The organism is Lacihabitans sp. CS3-21 (assembly GCF_024343675.1).
Taxonomy (GTDB): domain Bacteria; phylum Bacteroidota; class Bacteroidia; order Cytophagales; family Spirosomataceae; genus Leadbetterella.
This window is the reverse complement of record NZ_RJUD01000112.1, coordinates 60437-72494: the sequence shown is the minus strand read 5'-3', so window position 1 is coordinate 72494 and position 12058 is coordinate 60437. Positions and strand designations below refer to the sequence as shown.

11 protein-coding genes are annotated in these 12058 nt (G+C 34.8%); 8 read left to right on the top strand and 3 right to left on the bottom strand.

Going from position 1 to position 12058, the window contains the following annotated elements:
• Nucleotides 1–35: 35 nt before the first annotated feature.
• The gene (locus EGI24_RS19420; protein WP_255050247.1) at nt 36–584 is read right to left on the bottom strand and encodes a nucleotide exchange factor GrpE; all 549 of its coding nucleotides are present in this window, start codon (nt 582–584) and stop codon (nt 36–38) included.
• A 97-nt stretch (nt 585–681) separates the two neighbouring features.
• Between EGI24_RS19420 and EGI24_RS19415 the strand changes: the two genes are divergently transcribed.
• From EGI24_RS19415 to EGI24_RS19405, 3 genes are all read left to right on the top strand, one after another.
• Nucleotides 682–4368, top strand: coding sequence for a 7TM diverse intracellular signaling domain-containing protein (locus EGI24_RS19415; protein ID WP_255050246.1), 3687 nt, complete (start codon nt 682–684; stop codon nt 4366–4368).
• A gap of 54 nt (nt 4369–4422) precedes the next feature.
• Nucleotides 4423–5055, top strand: coding sequence for a response regulator transcription factor (locus EGI24_RS19410; protein ID WP_255050245.1), 633 nt, complete (start codon nt 4423–4425; stop codon nt 5053–5055).
• A gap of 136 nt (nt 5056–5191) precedes the next feature.
• Nucleotides 5192–5866, top strand: coding sequence for a pseudouridine synthase (locus EGI24_RS19405; protein ID WP_255050244.1), 675 nt, complete (start codon nt 5192–5194; stop codon nt 5864–5866).
• A 96-nt stretch (nt 5867–5962) separates the two neighbouring features.
• On the opposite strand, the gene EGI24_RS19400 is transcribed toward EGI24_RS19405, so the two are convergent.
• Nucleotides 5963–6421 (bottom strand): hypothetical protein, encoded by a 459-nt coding sequence (locus EGI24_RS19400; protein WP_255050242.1) that lies wholly within the window; start codon nt 6419–6421, stop codon nt 5963–5965.
• 305 nt (nt 6422–6726) lie between these two features.
• Between EGI24_RS19400 and EGI24_RS19395 the strand changes: the two genes are divergently transcribed.
• The 4 genes from EGI24_RS19395 to EGI24_RS19380 all read left to right on the top strand — a co-directional run bounded on the left by EGI24_RS19395 (nt 6727) and on the right by EGI24_RS19380 (nt 10862).
• Nucleotides 6727–7965 (top strand): DUF481 domain-containing protein, encoded by a 1239-nt coding sequence (locus EGI24_RS19395; RefSeq protein WP_255050241.1) that lies wholly within the window; start codon nt 6727–6729, stop codon nt 7963–7965.
• A gap of 87 nt (nt 7966–8052) precedes the next feature.
• Complete coding sequence (locus tag EGI24_RS19390) at nt 8053–8910, top strand: acyl-CoA thioesterase II (protein WP_255050240.1); 858 nt, start codon at nt 8053–8055, stop codon at nt 8908–8910.
• A gap of 90 nt (nt 8911–9000) precedes the next feature.
• On the top strand, nt 9001–9972 hold the full coding sequence (locus tag EGI24_RS19385; protein ID WP_255050239.1) for a nitronate monooxygenase family protein: 972 nt from the start codon (nt 9001–9003) through the stop codon (nt 9970–9972).
• 50 nt (nt 9973–10022) lie between these two features.
• On the top strand, nt 10023–10862 hold the full coding sequence (locus EGI24_RS19380) for a maleylpyruvate isomerase N-terminal domain-containing protein (protein ID WP_255050238.1): 840 nt from the start codon (nt 10023–10025) through the stop codon (nt 10860–10862).
• Nucleotides 10863–10869: 7 nt separating this feature from the next.
• On the opposite strand, the gene EGI24_RS19375 is transcribed toward EGI24_RS19380, so the two are convergent.
• A complete protein-coding gene (locus EGI24_RS19375; protein WP_255050237.1) occupies nt 10870–11358 on the bottom strand; it encodes an energy transducer TonB in 489 nt (162 codons plus the stop codon).
• Between the two features lie 140 nt (nt 11359–11498).
• Between EGI24_RS19375 and EGI24_RS19370 the strand changes: the two genes are divergently transcribed.
• Complete coding sequence (locus tag EGI24_RS19370) at nt 11499–11975, top strand: TonB-dependent receptor plug domain-containing protein (RefSeq protein WP_255050235.1); 477 nt, start codon at nt 11499–11501, stop codon at nt 11973–11975.
• Nucleotides 11976–12058 lie beyond the last annotated feature (83 nt).

Genomic DNA, 12058 nt, shown 5'->3' with positions numbered 1-12058 from the left:
GGACTACCAAAAACGAATTACCAATCACTCATTAATCAACTACCCACCACAACTTTAGCATATCTAATCACCTTATCATTAAGATAATAACCTTTTTCAATCTCATCAATTACAGTACCTTTTTTGTCTTCGCCAGCTGCAAATTGCGTTATGCACTCGTGCAATTCTACATCAAATGTTTGATCTTTAGATTCCATGGGTTTTAGACCCTTACTGGCCAATGTCTTTTGAAATTTATGGAAAATCAAATCAATACCTTCTTTGATAGCCTTTAAATCCTCACTGGTTTCCATTGATTTTTGAGCCCTTTCAAAATCATCCATTACCGGAATAAGCTCCTTCATGAGACCTTCAGTGGCATTCATGATGGTATCAATCTTTTCTTTGGCAGTTCTTCTTCTAAAGTTTTCAAACTCTGAATATAATCTAATGTATTTATCTTTGGCTTCGGCAACTTCTGCTTCAAGTTTTTGAGTTTCGGTGATTGGTTCAGAGCTTGTTTCCATTTGCTCTTCTGCCTCGTTGTTTACTTGGATTTCGTCGTTTGATTTAATTTCTTCTACTTCTTGCTTATCCTTTTTCATACTTCTACATTAAAATTTCTTAGATTTGTTATCAATAATTAAACCATTCGCCTTATTTCTGCCAAAGTGGCAGAACCTTTTCTACCTTAGCCAATTAATGAGAACTATAATTCTGTTTATTTTAGTAATTTTCTCCTTTCAAACGTTTGGCCAAAAGCTCAAATATAGAATTGAGCATTTAGGAGCAGAAAACGGTTTATCCCAAGGATCGGTGTATTCTATGTACAAAGACTCCAATGGAAACATGTGGTTTGGTACAATGGATGGATTAAATTTTTGGAATGGCAAAACGATGAAAGTTTATAGGCCTTCAAAAAAAGACCCTTTCAGCATTGATGGCATTGACATAAAAAAAATCATAGGTTATAAAGTCAATGGCTTACTGGTAGGCACCGAAAACTCTTTAAATATATTTGACAGTGAAACAGAACAATTCAAAAAAGTATATTTTAGGGATCAGAATGGAAAAATCACTAAAAATGAGGTCTTTCCGATCAGCGTTTCAGGTAATGAACTCAAGCTTTGGTTAGGTGGCGTAGGATTGATAAACTATAATTTCAACACCAAAAAACAACAAATATTAGTTTTAGAGAAAAGCTTCAAAACGAATTATTTCAGCAATGTAAATACTACACAAAACGATGCAGGCCAGAATATATGGATTCATGGCGACCAAGGCTTGATGAAATACAGTCTTAAAACAAAAAAAATAGCTTATTTCTTTTCGAAAAACAAAAATAATCTGGTTGGAAAAAACGAAGAAATTGTAAAAATTCATATTCAAAAAGACAACATCTGGATAGGCACTTTCGATGGATTTATTCGGTTTAATACCAAGACCTTTGGCATCAAAAAATGGATGTTTTTCGATCAAAAAAAACCTATCGGGGTGGTATTTGACCTTTCAACCGATAAAGATGGAAATCTTTGGTTAGGCACTGAAAAAAATGGCTTGTTGTTTTTCAACACACAAAACGAAACTTTTGAACAATTATCAAATAAAGGAAGCTTTTCAAACTCAAAACTCCACAACGACGAAATTAGCCACGTTTATGTAGATAACGATGGGATTGTTTGGGTCAATACTGACCCTTACGGAGTGGACAAAATCCAAATTTTGCCAGGAAATTTTGGAACATACAAACTAAATCTGGAGGGAAAACTGCCGGAAAGTATGCAGAATTTCTCTATAAGGAGCGTCTTAAAAGATAAAAATACGCTTTGGCTTGGTACCCAACAGTCGGGTGTTTGGAGGGTCAATGCCAACAATTTCAGTATAATTGATGGTTTTTATAATTTAAATTCTAAAATTATCCCCTCTAATACCATCCGATACATTCATAAAGATAAATCAGGCACCATTTGGCTTGGTACTTCTGAAGGCCTAGCCTATTTTGATAAAAATAAATTTAAGCCAGTATCGGAACCGGAAAGCAAAATGGCCAACAAATTCATAAGAGTACTTGAAGAATTTAAAGATGAACTATGGATTGGGACTGAAAATGGAATTTTTAGGCTAAACAAAAAAAACAAAAAGACTGCCATCTGTAATTTGTTATCTGATAGTCGAATTTCTTTGATAAAATTTATTTCGGATACAAAAGTATTGGTTGGTGTATACAATGAGGGCTTATTTGAAGCACAATCAGTGGATAACTTTAAAACATTTACTGTAAAAAACTTAATCAACTCGGGCATACCTACTTCCTTATTAAAATTGAATGACAAAGTTTGGGTAGGCACTTCAAACGGACTTTTGGAATATAACCCCAAAACTGGCACAAAAAAATGGATAAAAAGAGAGGACGGCTTGCCCAACGAATTTATATACAGTATTGAAATAGACGACGAAAAACAGCTTTGGCTAAGTACGAATAAAGGCATTGTAAAGCTAGATCCTAAAACGAGTAAAATTCATTCTTTTAGCATGAATGACGGGCTTCAAGGGTTTGAGTTTAATGGATATGGTTCTTATAAAGATTCCACTACTGGAAAAATGTTTTTTGGAGGAGTAAATGGCCTTAATCATTTCAATCCGAAAGAAATAAGTATTGTTGGCAAAAAAAACACCAATGTACTTACTGATGAAATAAGTCAACTCAGGCCGAATCAAATTTCATATTTTTTAGATACGGAACAGTTATATTCAAAACCCCTACCCAACAACTCCACATTTGATTCAAAATTCCAAATCTTTAAAGGCAAAATTCCAAATTTTAGCTATACACCCTACCAAGTTTGGACAAGGTTCACATTTAAAAATAAAACCAATAAAGCTTGGTTTTTAGAGGTTGGAAATTCAAGACTATCTGAAATGGAGGTCTGGCTATACGAGCGTAACCAACTGATACTATACAAAAAATCAGGCGATAAAATACCCATATTTAAATATGATGTACGTTCTCCAAATCCCATTTTTAAACTAGATATGATTGAAAATCAAGACTATGAGATTTTCATTAAGGCCAGTGGAACACGGGATTTGAAATTCCCAATTATGTTTTGGGAAGAAAATGAACTACTGGAACAACTCAGTACAAACAAACTCATTTGGGGCATATATATGGGATTTATTATTCTCATTTCACTTTACAATATTTTCTTGTGGATTACGATAAAAGAGGTAGTTTATATCTATTATTCGATCTATATATTACTCTTTGGGGCTTTTCAGCTTAGCCTCTACGGATTTGGTTTTCAATATATCTGGTCCAATAGTTGGTTCAATGAAATCGCCTATTTTGTCTTTCTCTTTATCTCAAATATATTTTTAATTCAGTTTACAGACTCCTTTTTAGATCTCTCAAAAAATTATAAAACTAATTGGCAGAGAATCAAAAACTCGCTCATTTTCGGTAGTTTAATAACCACGGCAATATCATTCTTCTATTTCAGATATTGGTTCAACTATCTGGCTATTGGGCAAGGTGTCTTGTTTTCAGCCATATTTATGCTTATTACTGTAGATTATATTCTAAAAAAACGGGTCATTATTTATTATTATGGATTGGCCACTTTTTTTCTAGTAATAGCCACGCTTATAGTTGGACTTCAAAATCTCGCTTTAATCGAACCATTATATCAAGAAAAAATCATCATGGCTGGTTCAATGTTGGAAATCATCCTATTTTCAGTGGCTTTGGGTTATAAATTCAGACAAAACCAGCTAGAAAAAGAAAGGCAACAGATGCTTAGAAATCAAATTTCGGGAAATTTGCATGACGACCTTGCGGCATCCTTGAGTAGCCTCACCATGTATGCGGAGTTAAGCAAACGAAAGCTGGATTCTCCAAATACTGAACTTCAGGAACGCTTTGAACGGATTTCACAAAAATCAAGAGAGATTCTTGGGAAAGTGAGAGAAGCTGTCTATGAACTTAATCCCAAGAACGACTCAGAAGAAGAATGGTTAGAGCGTATTGTGAATTTCGGAAAAGATATTTTCGAAACAAAAAACATTGAATTCAGAGCCTTAATAGCAGAAGGTTTTGACTCCAAAAGTATTATTCCTGCCTATCGACGGGACGTATTTCTGATTTTTAAAGAAGCCATGAATAACGCAGCAAAATACTCCGAAGCAGACACCATAATGTTTGAAATAAGGAAATCAACTGAAGGCAAAGTGCTCTCCCTAAAAGATAATGGCAAAGGTATAGAACCCTCCATGATGGAGCTGAGTAATGGTATTTCGAACATGAAGGCTAGATCAAAAAAAATAAATGGTACATTAGAAATAAATTCAGCGGTTGGCACAGAAATAATTTTAAAACTCCCTAACTACTAACATTAGTAGTATAAACTCAAATTAGAATCATCGAACTTTGTAAAAAATCTAACCATGATAAGAGTAAATATTTATGAAGACCAAAGTGAAATAAGGGAGCTATTGATAGAAACTGTCAGAAGCAGCTCTGATTTGCTGTTGGTGAATGCTTATCCAAACGCCAAAGAAATTCTAGAAAACACTAGAAAAGACAAACCAGAGGTATTATTGATGGATATTCAAATGCCTGGTATATCCGGCATAGAAGCAGTACAACTTGTAAAAAGGCAATATCCACAAATTCAAATATGCATGCAAACTGTTTTTGAAGACAATGAAAAGATTTTTGCAGCCATATGCTCTGGAGCAAGCGGTTACATATTAAAAGATTCCAGTCCAGAAAAATACATAAATGCAATTATTGACACTTATCAAGGTGGATCTCCCATGACACCTTCCATAGCTAGAAAAGTACTTACGATGTTTCAAAATCAAAATACCAAAGTGACTGATTTTGCTGAATTAACTACTGGTGAAAAGAACGTCTTAGAACTTTTGGTGAAAGGACTTAGCTACAAAATGATCGCAGCTGACTTAGGAGTAAGCTTCCCAACCGTAAATTTCCATTTGAAGAATATTTATAAAAAATTACACGTGAATTCAGCAACTGAGGCCATTTCAAAGGCATTGGTGAATAATTTGGTGTAATTTTTAATATTTTTTCAAAACATTTAATAGCGTCTATTCCAAATTTATAATAAAAGACGCCATTTAATTTCAGAAAACAAACCAATGCCATATGGACATAAAATGCGATTGCTATATTTGAATAAAAATTAAAACTTTGAGTTTTAGAAATAAACTTCAATATTTTCTGGTAAAAAAGCTTCAAATATCCAATACTGAGGCTCAAAAATTGCTTTATAACAGGAAAATATTTATTAATGGGGTATCTACATCAGCCAATATTCTAATTGAACCTGAATTTGAAATAAGGTATGAAAACGAAATTTTGCAATCTTCAAAAAACTTTAAGTATTTAGCCTTTTACAAGCCTAGAGGAATAGAAACTACATTAAATAGCGAAATTCCAGATAATTTATGGAGCATTTTGCCTTTTGAAGGGTTGTTCCCTGTCGGGAGATTAGATAAGGCTTCTGAAGGCTTGTTAATATTAACTGACGATGGGCGGATATATGATAAAATATTGCGGAATGAGCATAAAACTGAGAAAGAATATATGGTTGTTGTTGACAAACCAATTGATAATACTTTTTTAACTAGCATGGCCAATGGTATAAAAATAATGGGTAAAACTACGCTTGCTTGCCAGCTAGATTTCATAGATGATAATTGCTTTAAAATAACTTTGATTCAAGGATTAAATCGGCAAATTAGGCGAATGTGTTATAAACTGGGCTACGAAGTAACCCATCTTAAAAGAACCAGAATCGGTAATTTAAAGCTCGAGAATCTAGAGGTTGGGCAGTGGAGACATTTCGACATAAAAGAGATATGATCGAATCTCAGTACCTATAATTAGGAGAAAACTTACAATAAAAAATGGGTCGACTAAAAAAAGTCGACCATTCTATTTGAAAAAACTATTACTCCACTAAAATCTTCTGCTATTTCTATTTCTCTCAAAATCGCGTTTCTCCCTGCTAATCATTCTGTTAAGATTATCTAAGTCATTATCCAACTCTCTTGCCTCGCTTCTTGATATACGACCATTTCTCATAAAACGATTCTCTTTACGCTCAATGTTATCGTAATACCGCATCAATCTATTGGCTTCCGATCTTGTAATCAATCCTTTACGTATACCATCATTTATTCGCATTTTGGCTTGTCTTTGATACGAATCTATCATCATGGCTTTGTTTCCACGCACCACATTATAGTCACGATCGTACCCCCACTTGTCTTCAAATCCACCTTTTTTGTCGAATCTTTCATCGTAGTTGCGACTGCGTGACGAATAGGTATTATCATCATACCCTCTTCCATATTGAGCAAAAGCACCTACTGCCACCAAGCTCAAAACCCCGATTAACGCCATTGTCTTTTTCATAATCTCAAATATTTTGTTAGTTTCCTAAATTTGTATGTTAGAGTGAAAACCATTTCAAAGGTTTACACAAGGCCTTTGTTAACGATTGTTAATGAAAAATTTTGGCGAAATAGCAACAAAATCGACACAAAAAACGTTGTATGTTTAGGTTCAAAGAATTTATATTCTTGAATATATTATAGTGGTTTATTTTAGGGGTTAGATTAAAGCTCTCTGATTTTCGGAGAGCTTTTCTTATTTATTTACTTTTATTATTATACCTGATTTTCCATTAAATTTGTGATCATTTATAAAACCCAATAAACATGCTTCAGAAAATCAACAAACTTATCCTGTTGATCATTTTGCCGTTTTTATCATACGGACAGAATTCAAATCTCAATGTTTTTTTTAACTGCCAGAAAGCAAAATGTTATGTGGACTACCTAAAAACAGAGCTGCAGATGTTTAATTTTGTGAGAGATCAAGCCGCGGCAGACGTATTGGTAATGATAACTGCCAATTCAAATGCATCCGGAGGAGCTAACTATCAAATATTTTTTGAAGGCCAAAATACATTCAGAACCCAAATTGACACTGTAAGGTTTGCTTCTAGACAGGATGCCACCGACGATATAATTCGTAAAAAACTGCTCAATTCAGTAAGCTTGGGATTGCTCGGATATCTCAAAAACATCGAAACAGCTGACATGGTTAAGGTAAGTTTTAACAAAACTCCAGGACAGAAAACAGAGCCGAAGAAAGACAAATGGAACAATTGGATCTTCGGAGTGGGCGGAAATGGCCGTTTCAGTGGTGAAAGCAACCGATCAAATGTATCTTTTGATGGAAACTTCAGAGGCGGAAGAACTACCGAAAAATCAAAATTTAGTTTCAATTCATACTATAATCAAAGAACTAATACAGTTACTGTTGACTCCGTAACTACCTCAGTAAAAGTAAATGACTATGGATTCAATTCACTATTTGTGGCCGCTTTTAATAACCATTGGTCACTTGGAGGCTTTGTAAAAGGCTATCACTCAGTCTATCAAAATATTAAATTCTCTAAAAGCGTCGCACCAGCCTTGGAGTATTCCGTTTTTCCTGTTCAAGACTTCAACAGAAAACAACTTAGGTGGATTTACCAGGCAGGAGTTAGAGATTTTGATTACATTGAACTCACCATTTTTGACAAAATTGCCGAAACCCTACCCTACCAACAATTGACTGGCATTTTAGGATTTACCGAAAACTGGGGAAATTTTAGTGCAGAATTAAGTGGTTATCAATACCTTAATAATCTAGAGCGATATCGCCTTAGCCTTGAAATAGATCTCTCTTTAAGAGTTGCACAAGGATTGTCTTTAAGATTTTATGGAAATGGCTCGCAGATAAATAATCAAATTTCGCTTGCCAAACAAAGCGGGGATACGGCAGACGTACTTCTGGGAGGTCGACAATTGGCTACCACTTTCTCTTATTTAACTTCTTTTGGTTTGAATTATACTTTTGGCTCTGTAAATAATAGTATCGTTAACCCAAGATTTTCTGGGGTTAATTAAGCTAAGCAGCTTTGAAATATTCTATACAATCTTAGCATTTTTCTTAAAAAAAGCCTAAAATTGTATTCTTCAAACAAGAAACCATAAATGAATAATATACATGAATTAATTGATTTGTTGAAACTTGAAAAGTTGAGCGAATCAGTTTTTTTAGGTCAAAACTATCTCGCACCCTGGAAAAGAGTCTTTGGTGGGCAAGTTTTAGCTCAATCGCTTAGTGCAGCTCAGCAAACTGTTGATCCTGAACGCGTGGCACACTCCATGCATGCTTATTTTCTTTTGGCTGGTGATATAAATATTCCTATTGTTTTTGAAGTAGAAAAAATAAGAGATGGCGGGAGTTTCAGCACTCGAAGAGTAGTAGCCAAGCAAAATGGTATCGCTATTTTTTTTATGTCGATATCTTTTCAAAAAAAACAAAATGGCTATGATCATCAAATAGATATGCCTAAAGTGGCAGGGCCAGAAAACCTTCCATCCGACATGGACACGGTAAAAAAATTCAAACTCTTTGTGCCAGATCATATTTTTCAGGTGATTCAAGAACGGCCATTTGAGTTTAGAATGGTGGAGCAAATAAACTTGCTAGATTTTAAGACCAAGCTGCCTTTTCGTAATTTTTGGTTCAAGGCAAATACCTCATTTGAGGGTGATTTGAATATTCACCAGCGACTTCTAACGTATGTATCTGATTATAATTTACTTACAACAGCCACATTGCCACATACCAAAGGACCATTGCCCAACAAAGACTTGTTTATGGCGAGCCTAGACCACGGTATGTGGTTTCATAGAGATTTCAAAATTGACGATTGGCTACTTTATGCAATGGATAGCCCAAGTGCTTCCAATGCAAGAGGCTTTACTAGAGGAAATATTTTCAATAAAGAAGGTATCTTGGTAGCGAGTGTAGTACAAGAAGGCTTAATGAGACCTAAAAGTTAATTGGTTAATTGGTTAATTGGTTAATAAAAATATTTCAGGTGATAGAACAGTTCAAATAAATATAATATCAACATAAATAAAAACTAAAAAATGAACCCTTTTCAAAACCTTTCGCTACCTGTGGTGGTAGCACCAATGTTTCTGATTTCTAACCCTAAATTAGTGATAGAATGTTGCAAAAATGGAATCGTTGGAACATTCCCGGCATTGAACCAACGTACAACCGAAGGTTTTGAAGAATGGGTTATTGAAATTAAAACCGAACTTGAAAAATTCGAGAAAGAAACAGGCAAAAAACCAGCTCCCTTTGGTGTAAATATCATTGTTCATCAAACCAATCCAAGGGTGATGGCTGATATGCAAATCGTTGTAAAACACAAAATACCCCTAATTATTACCTCACTAGGGGCTGTTTCTCAAGTAGTTGATGCAGTACATTCTTATGGCGGTTTGGTTTTCCATGATGTTATAAAAAAACGTCATGCCGAAAAAGCGGCTGAAGCTGGAGTGGATGGTCTGATATTGGTTTCGGCTGGAGCCGGTGGACACGCTGGCACGCTAAACCCTGTTCCTTTTATTACTGAAATTAGGAGTTTTTACAAAAAAACGATTCTATTGTCTGGATGTCTTAGTAATGGCCAAGACGTTGCTTCGGCCATGCAAATGGGTGCTGACTTAGCTTACATGGGTACAAGATTTATAAATACCACAGAAGCCAACGCTTCAGATGACTACAAAGAAATGATTGTAAAAAGTGGTGCAAGTGATATCGTTTACACAGCTGCTATCTCAGGGGTAAGTGCCAATTTTATGCAAAAAAGCCTTGAAAATAATGGAATAACCAAAGAGCTTTGGGATAACAAAGCCAAAATAGATTTTGGCAAAGAATTAGATGCGGCACAAGCTGAAACCAAAGCATGGAAAACGCTTTGGTCTGCTGGTCAGGGTGTGGCGACAATCCATGATGTTCTACCTGTTAACGAACTCATTGGCCAAATGAAGGATGAATTTAAAGACGCCATTGAAAGACAAACAAAGCTTCTTGAAATTTATGGTTCTTAGAATATATTTTGACGATATGAATATTTTTGTATGATTTGTTTCATAAAACTATGTCTTCAAACCTTCCAAAAATAGCAACCATAGAATTATTTACTCGATTAGATGACTTGCTTATTGATGTTCTTAAATCACTAAAAGAAAATGATTGGGATTTGCCCACTCTAGCACCAAAATGGCGAGTTAAAGACCTAGCTGCACACTTATTGGACGGAAATCTGAGGGCATTATCTATGCTTAGAGATGGGTATTTTGGTGAAAAGCCTGGAGAAATTGATTCCTATGCGGATTTATTGGCCTACTTGAATAAATTAAATGAAGATTGGGTAAAATCCATGAATCGATTGAGTCCAAAGGTACTGATAGACCTGCTTGAAAGTAGCGGAAAAGAATATATTTTATTTTTGAAAAGTTTAAATCTTGAAGATACAAGCAAGTTTTCAGTAGCTTGGGCAGGAGAAAGTGAATCTAAAAATTGGTTTCACATAGCAAGAGAATATACAGAAAAATGGCATCATCAACAGCAAATCCGATGGGCAATTGGGGCAACAGAGCCATTATATACATTTGAACTTTATCAGCCTTATTTAGAGACTTCGATGCGGGCTTTACCGTATCATTACAGAAATACTCAATCAGAAAATGGCGATTTTTTAGAATTTCATATAGAACATTCCGGGTCCTGGTTTTTAGTTTATCTAAACGAAAAATGGATTTTAACCCAAGAAGTGTCTAAAAAACCGATTTGTAAGACTTTAATTCCTAGAGACGTTGCTTGGCGAATCTTCACAAAAGGCATAAAACCTGATATTGCAAAAAAATTAATAAAATTTGAAGGGCCGTCGCCACATCTTGGAGAACAAATCTTAGATATGCTTGCGGTCATGGCATGATTTCATATCACTTGCTTGAAAAAGCGATAGGTAAGCTGTGATAAACTCTTACTGGTTTACCTTCATGCATCCCTGGTTTCCAGTCGGGCATGCTCATTATTACATTCTTTGCGGCGTCTTCGCATCCATGTCCAAGTCCTTTTATAATTTTAGGATTTGTAATTTTACCATCTTTCTCAACAATAAATCTCACAAAAACCATCCCTGAAACTTTGGCTTTTTTAGCTTCTTCGGGTATGATTAAATTATTTTTGATGAAATTATACATTTCTTTTTTACCACCAATATATGCTGGTTTTTCTTTCACCCAAGCCATTACATCAGCCTCGCTTTCAGCACTGTAGGTATCTTTATCGCTAAAATCTTCTTTCTTTTCAGTTTCTTTTTTGGTTAAACTATAGCTGGTTTCGCCACCACCGCAAGAAACCATCATCATGCCAACTAAAGAAGTGTAAACAAATGTACTGATGGAAAAATTGAAGTATTTGAAAGTCATTTGAGTTTTTTTATTGGTAAAAATAGGATTTATTTCTAAGGTTTTCCCATTTATGAAAATGTTTTTTGGATTTCATAAAAAAGCGACCAAAACAAAAAACTACCAAAATGTTTGAGTAATTTGTATAAAAATAGAATACCATGAATAGAATTGCGACCGTTATACTTTTGATCTCAACAACTTTTGGGTGTATAAACACCCCTAATGAGCAATTTGGTAAAAGTTACATTAAGAAAGATACCAAAGTAATTAGCGATGGATATAGCTCTCAAAACTCGAAGTCTTACACTGGATCGGCAGACGAAATCAAAGATTTGGGTAATAACATTTCCCTTGACAACTACCTAAGAAGAGTGGCGGGTGTATATGTCAAAGGCGATGGGGCCAGTGCTCAAATATCCATAAGAGGAGTAAATACCTTTTCACCTGTTACTGGGAGTGAGCCCCTTTTCGTAATTGACAATACAGTTATGAATAGCAACTTTTCTGGTATTTATCAAATGGTAAATCCAAACGATATTTCTTCTGTTTCGGTTTTGAAAGATGCTGCTAGTACGGGCATTTATGGTGCAAGAGGAGCCAATGGGGTTATTGTGATTAGCCTAAAAAAGAAATAAATCCACTGGAATTCTGCTTCCTCCTACTTAATATTTTTAAATTTGCAATCATAAAAAATACGCCAACACAAGTGTTTATATAT

What these genes read in the sequence shown, in the direction of transcription:
- EGI24_RS19420 (WP_255050247.1), bottom strand. Translation starts at nt 584, where the DNA reads ATGAAAAAGGATAAGCAAGAAGTAGAAGAAATTAAATCAAACGACGAA.
- EGI24_RS19415 (WP_255050246.1), top strand. Translation starts at nt 682, where the DNA reads ATGAGAACTATAATTCTGTTTATTTTAGTAATTTTCTCCTTTCAAACG.
- EGI24_RS19410 (WP_255050245.1), top strand. Translation starts at nt 4,423, where the DNA reads ATGATAAGAGTAAATATTTATGAAGACCAAAGTGAAATAAGGGAGCTA.
- EGI24_RS19400 (WP_255050242.1), bottom strand. Translation starts at nt 6,421, where the DNA reads ATGAAAAAGACAATGGCGTTAATCGGGGTTTTGAGCTTGGTGGCAGTA.
- EGI24_RS19395 (WP_255050241.1), top strand. Translation starts at nt 6,727, where the DNA reads ATGCTTCAGAAAATCAACAAACTTATCCTGTTGATCATTTTGCCGTTT.
- EGI24_RS19390 (WP_255050240.1), top strand. Translation starts at nt 8,053, where the DNA reads ATGAATAATATACATGAATTAATTGATTTGTTGAAACTTGAAAAGTTG.
- EGI24_RS19385 (WP_255050239.1), top strand. Translation starts at nt 9,001, where the DNA reads ATGAACCCTTTTCAAAACCTTTCGCTACCTGTGGTGGTAGCACCAATG.
- EGI24_RS19380 (WP_255050238.1), top strand. Translation starts at nt 10,023, where the DNA reads ATGTCTTCAAACCTTCCAAAAATAGCAACCATAGAATTATTTACTCGA.
- EGI24_RS19375 (WP_255050237.1), bottom strand. Translation starts at nt 11,358, where the DNA reads ATGACTTTCAAATACTTCAATTTTTCCATCAGTACATTTGTTTACACT.
- EGI24_RS19370 (WP_255050235.1), top strand. Translation starts at nt 11,499, where the DNA reads ATGAATAGAATTGCGACCGTTATACTTTTGATCTCAACAACTTTTGGG.